At 46.1% G+C, this 16,354-nt stretch carries 11 protein-coding genes and 1 tRNA gene; 9 read left to right on the top strand and 3 right to left on the bottom strand.

Translation table 11 applies throughout. The features are described 5' to 3' along the window. Positions 1–8 precede the first annotated feature (8 nt). The 3 genes from guaA (at position 9) to HUU58_11320 (ending at position 3,193) form a co-directional block, all read left to right on the top strand. Positions 9–1,562, top strand: coding sequence for a glutamine-hydrolyzing GMP synthase (gene guaA, locus HUU58_11330; GenBank protein NUN46262.1), 1,554 nt, complete (start codon positions 9–11; stop codon positions 1,560–1,562). Positions 1,563–1,806: 244 nt separating this feature from the next. Continuing rightward, positions 1,807–3,042, top strand: a complete 1,236-nt coding sequence (locus HUU58_11325) for a class I SAM-dependent RNA methyltransferase (GenBank protein ID NUN46261.1) — start codon at positions 1,807–1,809, stop codon at positions 3,040–3,042. A gap of 76 nt (positions 3,043–3,118) precedes the next feature. Next, positions 3,119–3,193: transfer RNA gene (locus HUU58_11320), tRNA-Glu, on the top strand. 171 nt (positions 3,194–3,364) lie between these two features. Here the strand turns inward: HUU58_11320 and HUU58_11315 are convergent. The 3 genes from HUU58_11315 to HUU58_11305 form a co-directional block, all read right to left on the bottom strand. Further along, on the bottom strand, positions 3,365–4,159 hold the full coding sequence (locus HUU58_11315) for an endonuclease (GenBank protein ID NUN46260.1): 795 nt from the start codon (positions 4,157–4,159) through the stop codon (positions 3,365–3,367). Between the two features lie 2 nt (positions 4,160–4,161). Further along, complete coding sequence (locus HUU58_11310; GenBank protein NUN46259.1) at positions 4,162–5,514, bottom strand: DNA methyltransferase; 1,353 nt, start codon at positions 5,512–5,514, stop codon at positions 4,162–4,164. A gap of 303 nt (positions 5,515–5,817) precedes the next feature. After that, a complete protein-coding gene (locus tag HUU58_11305) occupies positions 5,818–8,976 on the bottom strand; it encodes a tetratricopeptide repeat protein (protein NUN46258.1) in 3,159 nt (1,052 codons plus the stop codon). A 120-nt stretch (positions 8,977–9,096) separates the two neighbouring features. Between HUU58_11305 and aroC the strand changes: the two genes are divergently transcribed. The 6 genes from aroC (at position 9,097) to HUU58_11275 (ending at position 16,353) form a co-directional block, all read left to right on the top strand. Further along, a complete protein-coding gene (gene aroC / locus HUU58_11300; GenBank protein NUN46257.1) occupies positions 9,097–10,263 on the top strand; it encodes a chorismate synthase in 1,167 nt (388 codons plus the stop codon). Between the two features lie 195 nt (positions 10,264–10,458). Continuing rightward, on the top strand, positions 10,459–11,355 hold the full coding sequence (gene xerC, locus HUU58_11295; protein ID NUN46256.1) for a tyrosine recombinase XerC: 897 nt from the start codon (positions 10,459–10,461) through the stop codon (positions 11,353–11,355). A 93-nt stretch (positions 11,356–11,448) separates the two neighbouring features. Continuing rightward, on the top strand, positions 11,449–11,784 hold the full coding sequence (raiA, locus tag HUU58_11290) for a ribosome-associated translation inhibitor RaiA (protein NUN46255.1): 336 nt from the start codon (positions 11,449–11,451) through the stop codon (positions 11,782–11,784). 113 nt (positions 11,785–11,897) lie between these two features. Further along, the gene (locus HUU58_11285) at positions 11,898–13,502 is read left to right on the top strand and encodes a serine/threonine protein kinase (protein ID NUN46254.1); all 1,605 of its coding nucleotides are present in this window, start codon (positions 11,898–11,900) and stop codon (positions 13,500–13,502) included. Then, positions 13,499–14,905, top strand: a complete 1,407-nt coding sequence (rlmD, locus tag HUU58_11280; GenBank protein ID NUN46253.1) for a 23S rRNA (uracil(1939)-C(5))-methyltransferase RlmD — start codon at positions 13,499–13,501, stop codon at positions 14,903–14,905. The genes HUU58_11285 and rlmD overlap by 4 nt, the downstream gene beginning before the upstream one ends. Then, positions 14,902–16,353 carry a sigma-54-dependent Fis family transcriptional regulator gene (locus tag HUU58_11275; protein NUN46252.1) on the top strand — a complete coding sequence of 484 codons (1,452 nt, stop codon included), beginning with the start codon at positions 14,902–14,904 and terminating at the stop codon, positions 16,351–16,353. Before rlmD ends, HUU58_11275 begins: the two co-directional genes overlap by 4 nt. Position 16,354: the final 1 nt, after the last annotated feature.

Below are 16,354 nucleotides of genomic sequence, written 5' to 3'. Positions count from 1 at the left end.
ATCGCAACGTGAGTCACGGTGAAACTATTTTAATACTGGATTTCGGATCACAATTTACCCAATTGATCGCACGGCGTGTTCGCGAACTGCAGGTGTATTGCGAAATACATCCGTACAATATGACGCCGGACAAAATTCGCGCGCTGCAACCTAAAGGAATTATCCTCTCGGGCGGACCAAGCAGTGTGTATGAAAACGGAGCGCCGCATCCGGATCGTGCCATCTTCGATTTGGGAATTCCCGTATTGGGGGTGTGTTACGGGATGCAGGTTATGGCTTATTTTCTCGGCGGTGCTGTAGATAAAGCGGCACATCGGGAGTTCGGTCGGGCTGAAATTCGCATTACCGATCACACGGATTTGTTCAGCGGCTTTCCTGAACAAACGACGGTATGGCAGAGCCACGGAGATCGTTTGGAAAAAATTCCCGATGGATTTGAAATCATCGCCGGTACGGACAATGCGCCGATCACGGCAATGCGAAATAAAGCGCGTCGTTTTTGGGGCGTTCAGTTTCACCCGGAAGTGGCGCATACACCGCTGGGTATCAATCTTCTCAAAAATTTCGTTCGCACCATTTGCGCGTGTACGGGTCAATGGACACCTTCTTCCTTTGTCAAAGAAACGACGGATGCTATTCGTGCAAAGGTCGGTGACGGTTATGTGATTTGTGCGCTCTCCGGTGGCGTGGATTCGTCCGTAGTAGCGATGCTATTGCATCAGGCCATACCGGATCGTTTTTCGGCTATTTTTGTAGATAATGGACTGCTTCGAAAAAACGAACGCGGGCAAGTCGAAGCGGCGTTTCGTTCGTTTTTTAACAATAATCTGATTGTGGCGGATGCGTCCGAACTTTTTTTGACGCGACTCAAAGATGTGACCGATCCGGAGAAAAAAAGAAAAATCATCGGCGCAACGTTTATCGATGTGTTTGAAACGGAAGTTGAAAAGTTGCGTGCCACAACGGGCCACATTGACTTTTTAGCGCAAGGTACGCTCTATCCGGATGTGATCGAAAGTGTATCCATCAAAGGGCCCTCGGCTACGATCAAAACACATCACAATGTCGGCGGATTACCGGAAAAAATGAAACTGCAATTAATCGAACCCCTGCGCGAACTTTTCAAAGATGAAGTGCGCGCCGTCGGTCGCCAGTTAGGTTTGCCCGATGATCTGCTTATGCGTCACCCGTTCCCGGGTCCCGGTCTGGCCGTACGTGTGCTCGGCGAGGTAACGAAAGAACGCTGTGATTTATTGCGCGAAGCCGATGCGATCTTTATGGAAGAATTGAAAAAATCAGGCGAGTATTCCAATGTTTGGCAAGCCTTTACCGTTTTGCTTCCTGTCAAGTCGGTCGGTGTGATGGGGGATGAACGTACTTACCAAAATGCCGTCGCTATACGTGCCGTCACAAGTCAGGATGGCATGACCGCCGATTGGGCGCATCTGCCGTACGACTTATTGGGTCGCATTTCCAACCGGATTATTAATGAGGTTCGCGGTATCAATCGCGTAACGTACGATATCAGCTCCAAACCTCCGGCTACGATTGAATGGGAGTAATGAATGTACGAAATGACGCCGTTAGCCAAGTCTTATTTTTTTTGATCGGTGTGATGCACTCAGTGGCACTGCGTGTTTATTCGCAAAATGAACGTTTGTATTTTGATTCGATTGATCGACTAAAAAAGCAATTTTAATTACGGGCGAGACGCAATAACATTAGATCAGTAAGACTATAGTTTGTCGGCATGTGAATTTTGTACATGCTGCGCGTGCCTTAGGCCAATAATATACCACCGGAGCCATGACCACATTTTCTGATATTCTTTTAAATCTACGTAGGCAATCTAAATCCAAGCCGGCGACTTTACCGAAAAATGAATGTACGACGTACCGCGGATCGGTTTGTACAATATGTCCACTCATTCAGTCTAATTATAATGACGAATTGCGAATCAAAAACGAGGCGATCCGAGAATTTTGGCGCATGCACAGATTAGACGGAAAACCGGAGTCTATCATCGCTTCTCCGCTTTCGCGTCGGTACCGTACCAATTCTAAACGCCGCGCTTTTGTTACGGATAATCGCGTGTTGCTGGGATTGACCGGGATGGATGACGAAGGAAAAATCAAACCTTTGGATGTGCGCCAATGCGGTATTGAGCGGCTTTTGCATAGCGGCATTTACGCCTACGTGCAGCAATGGTTGTCCTCCGAAGCTTCGTATATGTTCGCCCGTGCGTTGAATTATGTCATTTTGCGAGGTGATGATCGCCGGATCACCGTTCTCCTCAGTGTGCGCGATGAAGATAATCGGATCAAACGTGATTGTACGTTGTTATCCAAATCGCTGTCGCGTGAATTTCCGATGGTTGTCGGTTTCCTTCTGATCAAGGATGAATATTCAAAATATTATATGTCCGACAAAGCCGTGAGCGATCCGACAGCGTTGCAAAAAATATTTGGAGAACGGGATGTTGTCCAAGATGTGGGGGAGCAACAGTTCACGCATTCGGTTTTGGGATTTTCTCAGACCAATCCGTCCGTACTTCCGGATTTTATCGCGACGGTACACGATCTGATTTCGCCGCAACCGCATCATACGTTGTACGATTTATACTGCGGCTATGGTTTGTTTGGTCTGAGTTTGGCGCCCAATGTCGAAAAAGTAATCGGTGTAGAAATGTCGCGTCATTCGGTGGATTCAGCGCGTACCAATGCGCTTCGAATGAAAATCACCAACGCACGGTTTCATATCGGCGACCTGTCCGGTCTTACGCTGGAGCCCATGCTCAAAAAACAGAAAACGCCGTTCATTGCGGTATTGGATCCCCCGCGTTCGGGAACGGCACCGGGCGTTATCGAGACGCTGGCTATGGCCAAACCGGATCGCGTCGTGCATGTATTTTGCGATATCGAACGTCTTCCGTATGAATTAAAACGCTGGCGTCAAGGCGGGTATCGCGCGGCACATGTGATACCCGTAGATATGTTTCCGGCGACGGGGAATGTGGAAGTCGCTGTACTTTTAGAGCCGTGAAATAAATAAAAAAAAACTTGCACAACCGAAGGTCGTCGCTTATATTAGGCGCACTTTTGATGTTCTTAGAAAATATGGCCCCATCGTCTAATGGTTAGGACATCGCCCTTTCACGGCGGTAATAGGGGTTCGAATCCCCTTGGGGTCACCAGCCAATAAAAAAACCTGCTTATCGTAAGCAGGTTTTTTTGCTTTAATCAAATGTGACCGCTATGATTCAAGAACCAAATCTTCTTGCTCCAGATATTATTTTACTTCAAAAATAGGCAACATATTATGTGTTATGCCGATTCCTATGCGCATTAAAGTTGTCCGTACAAGTCTACTCGGTTCGATTACGGTAACTTAGTAATTCTTGAGGCGATAGATTTTCAGGATTGACCAAACGATAGTGTTTTTCAGAAACAACTGTAATTCCATTATCCGATATTTCAAACTCGAACAACGCGATCAGATCGTCAGTAATGGATTGCGCACCAATTGGTTTGGCGACTAAGTTAGGGAATTTGTTTTTACACAATGCGATATCTTGTTCTATTTGCACAATTCCAAGTTTATCAGTAGAACCTTTTGCTTGCACTGGAATAATGTAATGCACCCCTTTCTTGTCAATGCCAACATAGATTTCATCTGTTTCTATTTGGCCGAGGTTCGAAACATTTGATCGTAAGTGGCTTTGTAATGAATAACATGCTATTCCGGTAAAAATGTCGATTAGTCGGTTATATCTGATTTTTGCTAACAGTGCTTGCTCATCAGAGAAAGCATATGACTCTATAATACCGGGGGTGGCATTAGGGATTTTGGTCTGACTTAGTATCTCAGAAGGATGGATGTTTGCAAATTTTGTAGTTACAAATTTGTACTTAGACTGACCGGCAGGTCTGATTATCCATTCCATCCCTTTAGGTGCCTTGGAAACAATCGAATTAGGCAGTGCCACTCGATACCGAAAAGTGTAAATAATATCGCCAATGTTCTTAGGTAGTTTGATCTTTAGATTTTTTGCAACACGTTCAATTTCATCTCTTTCAAATGGTACTTCTTTCATCCCATTTTTATAATGGTTAAAGAATATTTTTTCGATGATTTGTTTATATCGGTTGTCTGATTTCATGATTAATTTCCCGGCCATGTCAAAACAACTACCTCTTCGCGTAATTGTTCGCCCGTTGCAGTAGCAAACCTTGTTCTAAACAAATCAATTCGATCAACTCTGTAACCTAACTTTTTTGCAATATCAGCAAGAATTTCACCGGTTCGGATCATTATCCTCAAATAAGAGGCTTGATCTCCAACAACATAAGCTAATCGAGCGCCGGGTTTTAATACCGGTTGTAATTCTTTTAGATGTTTTGCCATTCCTCCAAAATATAATAACGTCACTCTACTGTATAAACGCTCAAATCCAGATGTCTTATTAAGCTCAATTCGACGCGCCTCAATTTGATCAGCAATACGCTTAATTTCGGGGTGATTGGCAATCCATTGGTGATCGTCATCGTCTTTGTAAACGCCTCTGGTATTCGATCTAATCAAAGTCTTTTTAAATTGACGCAATTCTTCTTTGCTTCGTATGAAGCCCAACAAAACGGATTCTAAACGAGTGGTTCGAGTGTAATCTTTTTCGTTTGGATATGGCGGTGAGGTGATAACCGCAGTGATCGATTGAGGTTTAATCAATGCACTCGCCTGGCGGGAATCTCCCAAATGCGCAATGGATTCTTTATGCGTGCCGATTTGGATTGTTCGGAGGTCATTCGCAATTGCATTTATTTCAAATAGCCATGGTGCAATGACAGATACATTATCCTTTATTTTTCCAAGACCGACTTCCGGGCCAAATTTTAAGTTACTTGTTTTAAACACTGTAGCCTTGGCTAGCCCTAAAAGTAAGTGAGGATAATATTGTTTTTGGGCATGATTCTTAATGTTTTCTAACAACACTAACGTTTTGTGTAGTGGAATTGGGCTTATAGAATTTGTTAAAATGATTTTTTCTAATTCGGAATCAAGTGTTCTTAGAGGAAATGTATGTTCTGGCATATTAGTGTCATCATCATCAATTCCACTTTTTTCAAATTCTGATCTGACAAGATCAGCTATTTCAAGTGCGCATTTTAAAAATTGATCAGCAGATATTTCCCAATTGATTTTAGTGGTCGATGCAAAATGAGCGAACGGATTAGCTTCTATGCCTACAGAGTTAACTCCATTTAGTTTTGCTTCTACCAGAGTCGTTCCGGTACCGCAAAAAGGATCAAGTACAATATCGTTTTGGCTGCTACAAAACTCTTGGAGATAGGTTCTTACCAGATGCGCGGGATAAGACAATACAAATCGATACCAATCATGAAATCGCTTATCATCAAAGTTGAGCTTGTTATTGAGTGGGCTAAACGGGCTTCGCTTACCGTTTATTTGGTTATCCAACTCAACAAACGAGTTATACGCAAACTGATTCGATGGCATCGGTTTCCTTTATAGAGTATAGCGGACGCTTGCCAAGATAGTTAAACCGACTTCGTTGTTCCACAGAAATTTTAATGCATGTATTGGATGCCGAAGCATCATTTTTCCATTGATTCAGAGTGCATAGTTCAATCGTAATTTTATAACAGTCACAGCGAGGAATATATATGACACGACATTTGTCTGTTCACTAAAATCGAATATTTTGAAAAAAGTTGTGTAATCGTGATTTTGCGACTTCCCACCAATAAAAAAACCTGCTTATCGTAAGCAGGTTTTTTTGTTTTATCGTGATCCGTCGTTTTATTTTTTGGTCAGCTGACGTTTGGCCATACGGCGCTCTAATAAAGATTGAAGTCCCTTGGGTGTGCCGGCCGCTGAATTGATTTCCGCATATAATTTTTCGGCGTATTCAAACTGCTGCTCTTCCCAATACATCGAAGCCAATTTGTACTTCAACCGCAGAACGTCGCTGTGATCCGGAAAGCGGTTAAGCCATTCCTGCAGAAGCGCCATCGTGGACGTTTCTTTGGGAGGAGCATTTTCAGTGATCTGCGTGAATATGAATCGCACTTCACGAAGCCACGGTGAACGGGGGTACATGGCCATTATTTGCCGGGCCTGTTCCAACGCGCGTTGAATGTTGTTTTCTTTTTGGTAGTTGCGGATAATGCGAACCAGCGCTTCTTCGACGCGATAGTTGCCGTCCGTATATGTTTTATACCGTTCGGCAAGGTCAAAATAAATCGGCATAGCTTTGGCTGATTCGCCCGCATTTTCAAAGGCACGGGCGACACGGTACATACGCGCATCCGTCGCCAAGGTCGTGACCGGATTATCGGTACGGATTTTTGTGTACAATTGGAATGCATCATCCCAGCGTTTTTCCATTTCATATGTATTAGCCGTTTTGTAGGCTACCCATTCCGTCAGATCGCCGAAGATATTTACCGATGCATAGACGGTACGGAGTTTGTCATATGCGCGTATATTCAAAAGCGAATCTTCTTCGGCAAGTACCTTGCGAATCAGTAATACACGATCGCCGTCACCTTCGGCCTTGCGAATATGTATGCCTTTATCGGTTCCTACCCACACGGTCTCATCTTTGGTAAAAAGTACGGCTTTGACATCATTGGATGGTAATCCGGTTTCCGTGGTATAACTGATCCAATACGTACCATTGAAGTAACTGACACCGGATGACGTGCCGGTCAAAATTTTACCGGACGGCGAAACGGCCGCGCAAGTGACATTGTCACTGATAAGTCCGTCTTTTTGTGTGTACGATTTCCATGTGCCGTCATAGCGTACTAAACCGCGATCGGTCGCCAGCCATTTATTGTCCTTGGCATCAATAAAAAAGCCGCGCACCTCTGTAAAATTGGTTTCGCCGGTGTATAAGATCATTTTGGGTTCTTTGTCAAACTGTACCAACTTGTTGTCGGAGATCAGCCACAAAATACCCTGACTGTCGTCGGCGATAAATTTTACTTTATCGGACGGCAAACCGTTTTTGGCTGTTACAAGGCGACCGCCTTTACCGACGATCTGCAATCCCTGATCGGTAGCGCAAATCGTAGTTTTAGTTTTAGCACGATAGAGTACCTGATTTACTGTCTTTTTCGCGAAGGGCGCGGGTTGTATAATCCACTTGTAGCGATTCTTGCTGTAATTCATGTTATACAAATTACTCTCGGGTACGCCTTCGATCATGGCCCACAGATCACGATCTGCATCCATATAAAACGATTTTACCATCGGTGTTTTCAGTCCGTCGCTGTAGGAGGTAAGAGCGTTGAGTTTGATGTCCCATTTGACAACACCGTTGCCGGATGTAGACGCCCAGGCAATGTCGCCGTCTTCGAGTATGGAGGTGACGGCGGAAGGTGATGACAGCGTTTGCCATGTGATGCTGCCTTGCATGCCTTCGAGTATATCTTTGCGGTGCTGGGCATCATAAAGGGACGCGAGCTGGTATTGTACTTCAAAGTCACGTGTCGAATTAGCTAAGGCACTAAGTTCTTTAGATGCTGTCCCGGCAGAATTTCCGGCAGAGAGTACCCGCCAGCGAATTTCGTCGGCACGCGGATTGGACGGGAATTGTGTGTTAAGATTTTGCAGCGTCTGAAGCGCATTCACCGAATCACCGGCGAGTTCTAAGAGATTATAACGCATCCACGCTATGGTAAAAGCGTCCGCATCGTCCTTGTAGAGTGTGATAAATTTCTGATACGTAGCAGCGGATTCAGCATATTTTTTTATCTGTGACTGCAGTTGTGCCGATTTCAAAAGCAAATTTTTTGTACGTGCATCGTTCGGAAAGCGCTCCGTAAAACGAAGGTAGGTATCGGCAGCGCGTTCGGTCATAGCTTCGCGTTCGTAGAGTTCACCCAACCCGATCATTGCGGTCGCGGCTTCCGGTGTTGCGGATAAGTACGACCGGTTGACAATATGGTTGTAGTATAAACGGGCACGCGTATTGTCGTTGGACCAAAATGCTTTTTGCGCCTCGGTAAGAAAATAAGGAGCGATGCGATTCCCTATGGATTCATCTAAAAAAATTTGAACACCGAGCTGATGACCTGCCCATATCGTATTGAACGCGTCGCACGTGACAGCATATCCTTCGTCGGATACGAGCATTCCTTCTTTAGTCGAGTACTTCACGACACGCGCACCGTCGATCAGATGCACGCCTTCGTTTTTGGTGGCGACCCAGCAGCGTCCGATCTTATCCAAAGTCAGGGCGCGCACCGGTATATCGGAAAGAAATTGCGTCATCAATTTTCCGTCAAATAAAGCGACGCCGCGCGAAGTTCCGATCCATACGTTGCCGGTGGAGGGATCCGCGACCACGTCAAATACGTCATCGGACGGAAGGTTATTTAGTTTGCGTGTATAGAGCGCCCATTTTTTGTTGTGGTATGAAACCAAGCCGTCATCTGTTGCGATCCAAACCGGGCCATTCCAAACCGAACTGATCCCGCGAATGGTGTTTGATGGAAGGCCGTCCAAGGTCGTTTTACGATCTAAAAGCGTCCAACTGTTGCCGCTGATACGTACCAATCCTTTTTCCGTACCGATCCACACATTGCCTTCTTCATCGGCGTGGACACTGTTGATTTCGTTGGTCGGCAAAGTTTCCGGACTCTTGAGGTATTGTTTGACTTTCTTTCCGTCAAGTACGTTAAGGCCTTCTTCCGTCGCGATCCATTTTCGGTTTTGGTTGTCGATCGTGATAGCGCGGATGATATTGGACGTCAGACCGTTGCCTTTGTCAAAATAAAATTTCTCTGTTCCGTTAACGACGCCGCGAATACCATCGTTGGTGCCGATCCAGGTTACCGTATCTTCCACGGCAATAGCGGTGACAGCTGTTTTAACCGATAAACGCGGCCACTGGGCGGAGGCCGATACCGCAGCACACAGCGATAAAACTAATGCAATAATCCTCTTCATAGACTGTATTTTCCTCATAAGAATTCGTTTTTTAGCTGTTTTAATTATACCTTTTTTGGCCTATAATTGCAATTCATAACACATGTTTGCGAGTTTAATTTTTTAGGGAATCCTTATATGATACGTTGGTTGACGTCAGGCGAATCGCATGGTTCGGGATTGGTAGGCATTATAGAGGGTGTGCCCGCGCATCTGAAATTGTCGGTTGATGCCATCAATCATCAACTTTGGCGCCGCCAACAGGGTTATGGACGCGGCGGTCGAATGAAAATCGAGACCGATCAGGCGGAAATTATTTCCGGCGTTCGTTTCGGTGAAACCATCGGTGCACCGATAGGATTGCGCATTCGCAATAACGACTGGGAAAATTGGACAGACAAAATGATGACGGGAACCCCATCGCCGGAGATTTTGAAAACCATCAAGCCGGTAACTCTTCCTAGACCGGGGCATGCCGATTTGGCCGGGGCACTAAAATTTGATTTTGATGATATACGCCCTGTGATCGAACGATCCAGTGCCCGTGAAACGGCGATGCGCGTGGCGCTGGGGACCGTGGCGCGTGAAGTTTTATTATCGTGCGGTATTCGTATTGCGTCGCACGTGACGCATATCGGGCGCGCATCTCTGACCGCGGCTGAATCGGAGAAGCTTCGTGTGGATGCGATGACGGCGGAGGCGATCAATGAAAAAGCCGATCAATCCTCCGTACGTGTTTTGGATGCGGAAGCCGAACAACGTATGATCGCCGTCATCAAAGAAGCGCAAAAACAAGGCGACTCACTCGGCGGAATTTTTGAAGTGTATGCGGATGGTTTGCCTGCGGGAATCGGCAGTTATACGCATTGGGATAAAAAATTGGACGGTGTGATTGCGCAGCATATGGCTTCGATACCGGCGGTTAAAGGCGTGGAAATCGGAAGCGCATTTGATAACGCCTTGCAATGGGGTTCGGAAGTGCACGATGCGATTTTTTATGATGATGTTCGGGGGTATTACCGTAAAACCAATCGCAGCGGAGGATTGGAAGGCGGAATGACGACCGGTGAACGGATCATCGTGCGCTGTGCGATGAAACCGATACCGACATTGGCGCGGCCGTTGATGTCGGTTGATATCCGTACGCATGAAGCCGCCAGTGCGCATAAAGAACGCACCGATACGGTATCGGTGCCCGCATGCAGTGTCGTGGCGGAATCCATGTTGGCCTTGGCTTTGATCAATCCCTTGCTGGAAAAGTACGGCGGCGACAGTATGAAAGATATCCGTACGGCGATGGGGCGGTAGCTTATATCGTTAAATTAGAAACAGTTAAGAGGTTCTTAAATTACGATGATCCTTTGCCGATGAACGAAACTTTGAAAAAAAATTGAATATTTTATCAAAAAACACCGTTCCGTCCTTGACAGCTCTCGTTTTGTTGCTTAACTTTTATCGGTGCACATAATATACCGGCCGATCAATCGAATTGATTGATTTTTAATGATCAGACAACACCTACACGATTTCCTCAAATATCTCGACGCCGAACGTAATTTTTCCGATAAAACGGTGGGCGCATACCATACGGATGTCGCAGCATTTATTTCGTTTGTCGAGACGCGTTTCGACAGTTCATCGTTTGATGCATCCGATATTTCCAAAAACGAAATTCGTGCTTATCTTGGTCAACTCAGCCGTGATCGGTTGCAGAAAAAAAGTATCGCACGCAAATTATCCGCCGTAAAATCCTTTTTTAAATATCTGACCAAACAGCAAATCATTACGGCCAATCCGGCCAAACTCATTGCTACACCCAAATTTGAAAGAAAAATGCCGGCATTCCTTGGTCAGGAACAGGTGCGTGATGTATTTGATTATGTCGATGCCGGTACCCCGGAAGGCTTACGCGATCGCGCAATCCTCGAATTGTTTTATGGCTGCGGTATCCGTCTTAGCGAATTGACGGGTCTCAATTTTTCCGATATCAATTTTACCGGTGGTACGCTTTCGGTTTTCGGTAAGGGCGCCAAACAGCGAATTATTCCTATGGGAAAACATGCCGGAGCGGCGTTGCAAGGTTACATTGATTACCGACGGTCCGTTTCGTCCGCCGATAAAAACGCCGTATTTCTCGGAAAAAACGGTAAACGGATTACCCCGCTTGCCGTTCAGCGTTTGGTCAAGCGCGCACTCGAAAAAGTATCCGATGCCAAAAAACTGAGTCCGCATATTTTGCGGCATTCGTTTGCTACGCATTTACTGGACAATGGCGCGGATCTGCGTGCCGTGAAAGATTTGCTGGGTCACGAAAATCTCTCAACCACACAGGTATATACGCACGTTACGGTTGATCGTTTGAAAAAAGTCTATGAAAAAGCACATCCGCGCGCAAAATGAAATGAAAATGTTTTGTTATAACGGGCATGATCTTCGATTGTGCCCGGGCTTCTGTTTCCCGTCGGTTAATTATCTAATTTGAAGGAGTCTGTTATGAAAATCCGTATCACGGCACGGCACCAGAAAATGAGCCCTAAAGTGAAAGCCTACATCGAAGAAAAACTGGAGAAGCTGGATCGGTATCATGATCATATCATTGACTGCGAAGTCATCGTGGACAAAGAAAAGCTCAAAGAGGTCGTCGAAGTCAACGTGAAAGTTTTCGGCAAAGTGATCAACGTCAAAGCCAAAGATGCCGATGTGACCAAAGCTACCGATTTGGCTATGGACAAACTCGAGTCGCAGATCAAAAAGTTTAATGATAAGATCAAAGACAAGAAAAAGAAGTCCGTTAAAAAAATGCCGATCATCGATGAAGACGAAGAATAATTTTGAAATCCCTTAAGAATCCATTACATTGGGGCTGTTCACAAAAACAGCCCCTTTTTTTATAACGTAATCTATCAAACATAACGCATCCGGCGGTGCGGCAGACGAGTACTATGGCAAATCTCAATCAAAGTTACGACTTCATCAAACAAATCGGCGTTGGCGGTATGGCGACCGTTTTTCTTGGACGGCATCCTGCGTTGGAACGTCTCGTCGCTATCAAAGTCGTGAAGGGCGAACAAAAAGATAAAGTGCGCCGCTTTGAACGCGAAGCCCGGTTGTCGGCGACACTCAAACAAGAAAACCTCCCGGCGATCTTTGATTATTTTACCGATGATCAGAATAATCATTATCTGGTGATGGAGTACGTTGACGGCGTTGATATCAGCCCGATCATCAAATCCAAAACGACGATTCCTCCGATGATTGTCGCCATGATCGCTCGCGAAGTGTGCCGTGGCCTGGAACACATGCACGAAAACGGAATTATTCATCGCGATATCAAACCCAGCAATGTCCGTCTCGGAAAAAACGGGCAAGTCAAACTGATGGATTTTGGTATCGCCAAACATGAAGAAGATGCCGGAAAAAGTCACCTGACCGCGACCGGCGTGATCGTTGGCACACCGTCATATATGTCGCCGGAACAGGCCTCGGGCGATCAGCTCACACCGCAAAGCGATGTGTACAGTCTCGGTATTATGATGTATGAAATGCTGACCGGTAAAAAGCCGTACACGGCCGATACCAACATGACTCTGATTTCGCTGATCGCGCAGGGGAAATTTACGCCGCTATCCGAGACACATCCGCACTTGCCGCCCGCATTGGTCGATATTGTGCACCGGGCTATGGTCAAAAGTCTCCGACAACGATATGCGACGACGAGTGAGATTATCAAAGATCTCAACAAATATCTTCAATCCATGTCGCAAATAGAAATTCGTGATTGGTTGGTTCGTTATTACGAAGCGGCAACCACCAAAGATAAAATTGTGGACATGAATGTATTTGTTTTGCCGGCTCCGGTGTCTGTGGAAACAGCGGAAACCTCAACACGCCCGGTCGATACGGAAAAAAACAATAATTTTGTTCTGAATAAGCGTCACCTCGTCTTGGGCAGCGCCGCACTGGTTATCTTGTGTGTTCTGGCATATCTTTTTTGGCCCAGTGATCATCCGCTGGGTAATTATGATCCGTATGGCCGTTTAGCGCTGAGTGTACGCTCCGATCGTCAGACGATCAAAGATACACGTGTCTATGTCAATGATTCGGAATTTCCATTGGATGATAATTTTGGCGGATCGTTGATTATTGATAATTTACAACCCGGACGCAACGCGATTAAAATTCGTTTTCCGCTTTTGTACCACACCTATGAATATAATTTTACACTCGACGGTGCGGACGAATCCAAAGCTCTCAATTTGGATCTGACCAAAATTGCAGCTTCGTTGGACGGTGTTCGTCCGGAGTCGCGTCGTTACGGATTTGCCGTTATTTCTGAACCGGCCGGCGTATCGGTGCATTTGGATGACCTCAAGTCCAAACCGCTCGGCAAATCTCCGACGGGTTTGATTTTTCCTTCAGTAAAAACGGGTTTGCATAAAATATTCCTGCAAAAAGAAGGTTATGTGACGAGTGCCATTGAACGTAACTTTACACCGGATCAAAATTATACATTGCAATACGAACTGGAACCGGCCAAGAAAAAATGATCGAAACGACGGACATACCGATCCTGCGCAAAGGCGACGATGTGACGCTTGATATCGAAACGGTCACGTTTGGCGGTCAAGGCGTGGCGCGTTATCATGATTTTGTCGTGTTTGTGGAGGGTGCCATTACCGGCGATCGCGTACAAGCCCGGGTAATGAAAAAGAAGAAAAATTTTGCCGAAGCCCGATCGCTGCAAATTATCGAACCTTCGCGTTTTCGCGTAGATCACGCCTGCACGCATTACGGAATATGCGGCGGATGCAAATGGCAGGATGTGGATTATGATGCACAGTTGGAATTTAAACGCCGTAACGTGATTGATGTTTTTGAACGCATCGGCGGTTTTAAAGGACTTGATATACCCGCACCGCTCGGATCGCCGCGCATTTTTCATTACCGTAACAAAATGGAGTTTACTTTCGGCGATACGGAGTGGGTTGTAGATAAAACATCGGAAGGGCCGCCGCGTTCGTTTATGCTCGGTATGCACGTTCCTCAACGGTTCGATAAAATTCTTCACATTGATCAGTGCTATTTGCAATCGCCTTTGGCTAACGATATTCTCGCCTTTGTGCGCGATTTTGCACAGCGTAGCGGATTACCGCCGTACTCCGTGCAGACCAACGAAGGCTTCTGGCGTTTCTTGATTATTCGCGAAACCGTACATACCGGCCATTTGATGGTCAATGTTATGACGTATTCGGATCAGCCGGAGATTATGAAGGAATTTAAACAGGCGATCATAAATAAGTTTCCGCAAATTACCAGCCTGATCAACGGGATCACCGACCGTAAATCGCAAGTAGCGTTCGCCGAACGCGAAAATCTTTTGCATGGACAAAGCGTGATCACGGAAAAATTAGACGGTCTTGAATTTGAAATATCATCCAGTTCGTTCTTTCAGACCAATACATTGGGCGCAGAGGTGCTATATCGCACCATCCGTGAAATGGCGGATCTGAAAGGTCATGAAGTAGTTTTGGATTTGTATTGCGGTACCGGCAGTATCGCGATATATATTGCCGACCGGGCGCGTGAAGTGATCGGTATAGAGTTAATCGAAAGTGCAACCCGCAATGCGGAAAAAAACGCCACACGAAACCGCGCCGACAATTGCCGGTTTATTAACGGTGATATGCGTACGACACTGGATACGTTGCAAACCAAAGCGGATGTGGTGATACTCGATCCGCCGCGTTCCGGGTTACACGAAGATGTCATTCGAAGTGTGATGCGTTTGGCGCCGGATAAAATAGTGTACGTTAGTTGCAATCCTTCTACGCAAGCGCGCGACCTTGCTCTGATGCAAGCGCATTATACCATCGAACGTGTACAACCGGTAGATATGTTTCCGCACACATACCATATAGAGAATATCGTACAAATGAGAAAAAACGTATGACGTCCAAACGCCACAGTATCCTCTGCGTTGATGACGAACCGGTCATATTAAATATCCTGTCGAAACTTTTCGAAGAAAAGTATCAGGTGTATACCGCTAAAGGTGCGCTGGAGGCTTTGGAGCTGCTGCAGCAACACAGCGTGGCGGTCGCTATCGTTGATCAGAAAATGCCCAAAATCACCGGTGTCGAGTTGCTCAAACGAATCAAGGAGCAATACCCCACCATTGTGCGCATCGTACTTACGGCGTACACGGACATTTCCGATTTGGTCGCTTCGATCAATGAGGGTGAAATTTTCCGTTACATCACCAAGCCGTGGGATAGTGAAGCGCTCATGTGGGATGTGCATGCGGCGATCGAAAAATACGAAGAAAATCTTGCCAACGCGCAGCGTATTGATGACATCACCCGGCTTCAGCTGGAAAAAGAAAAACTTCAGAAAGAAATCATTCTTCTCAAGTCCGAGATCGAAAAAGAATATGCTCTGGACAATATCGTCAGCGTCAGTCCGAGTATGAATCAGATTCGGCGCATCATCAAGGCTGCATCACTTGCCGATGAGACCGTGCTGATTACCGGCGAAAGCGGTACGGGCAAAGAGCTTGTTGCGCGGGCCATTCATCATAACAGTCAACGTCAGAATTTTCCGATGGTAGCGGTGGATTGCGGTGCGTTGTCCGAATCGCTGTTGGAGAGTGAACTGTTCGGTCACGTCAAAGGCGCTTTTACGGGCGCCGTAGCGGATCGTAAAGGACTTTTTGAAGAAGCCGACGGCGGAACGATTTTTTTGGATGAAATATCAAACACCAGTTTGCCGTTGCAGGCGCGTCTGTTGCGGGTTTTGCAGGAGCGTGAGATTCGGCGCATCGGCGATACCAAATCACGCCCGGTCAATGTGCGCGTTATTGCCGCCAGTAATCGGGAACTCGTCGAAGAATGCAAAACAGAACGTTTTCGCAGCGATTTGTTTTACCGTCTCAATGTGCTTCCGATCGCTTTGCCGCCCTTACGTGATCGCCGCGACGATATTCCGTTATTAATCAATTATTTTATCAATGAGTACAATAAAAAATCGGCCAAATCCATTGTTTCGATTTCCCGCGAGGCGATGGATCATTTGTCGTCTTTGGAATGGAAAGGCAATATCCGCGAATTAAAAAACATCATTCATCGCATGATGGTGTTCGCGGAGGGTAGCCATTTGGAGATGGGCGACATTCCTGACGAATTGCTCAAAGTCAAGCGGTCGGCGGTGGTGCCTGTTTTGCCCGAAGGGGGTACGGTTTTCGGTGTGAGTGCGCTGCTTCCGATCGAAGATATGGAACGGGAGTATATACGGTTTGTGCTGCATCAAACGGGCGAAAATAAAGCCGAAGCGTCTAAATTACTCGGTATGAAACGCACGACACTTGTCATGCGTATGAAAAAACTTGGACTTTTAGCATAAC

The organism is bacterium (assembly GCA_013360215.1).
Lineage (GTDB): Bacteria > CLD3 > CLD3 > SB21 > SB21 > JABWCP01.
This window is presented reverse-complemented; position numbering and strand designations above follow the sequence as displayed.

What these genes read in the sequence shown, in the direction of transcription:
- xerC (NUN46256.1), top strand. Translation starts at nt 10,459, where the DNA reads ATGATCAGACAACACCTACACGATTTCCTCAAATATCTCGACGCCGAA.
- HUU58_11310 (NUN46259.1), bottom strand. Translation starts at nt 5,514, where the DNA reads ATGCCATCGAATCAGTTTGCGTATAACTCGTTTGTTGAGTTGGATAAC.
- raiA (NUN46255.1), top strand. Translation starts at nt 11,449, where the DNA reads ATGAAAATCCGTATCACGGCACGGCACCAGAAAATGAGCCCTAAAGTG.
- HUU58_11275 (NUN46252.1), top strand. Translation starts at nt 14,902, where the DNA reads ATGACGTCCAAACGCCACAGTATCCTCTGCGTTGATGACGAACCGGTC.
- rlmD (NUN46253.1), top strand. Translation starts at nt 13,499, where the DNA reads ATGATCGAAACGACGGACATACCGATCCTGCGCAAAGGCGACGATGTG.
- HUU58_11315 (NUN46260.1), bottom strand. Translation starts at nt 4,159, where the DNA reads ATGAAATCAGACAACCGATATAAACAAATCATCGAAAAAATATTCTTT.
- HUU58_11325 (NUN46261.1), top strand. Translation starts at nt 1,807, where the DNA reads ATGACCACATTTTCTGATATTCTTTTAAATCTACGTAGGCAATCTAAA.
- HUU58_11305 (NUN46258.1), bottom strand. Translation starts at nt 8,976, where the DNA reads ATGAAGAGGATTATTGCATTAGTTTTATCGCTGTGTGCTGCGGTATCG.
- HUU58_11285 (NUN46254.1), top strand. Translation starts at nt 11,898, where the DNA reads ATGGCAAATCTCAATCAAAGTTACGACTTCATCAAACAAATCGGCGTT.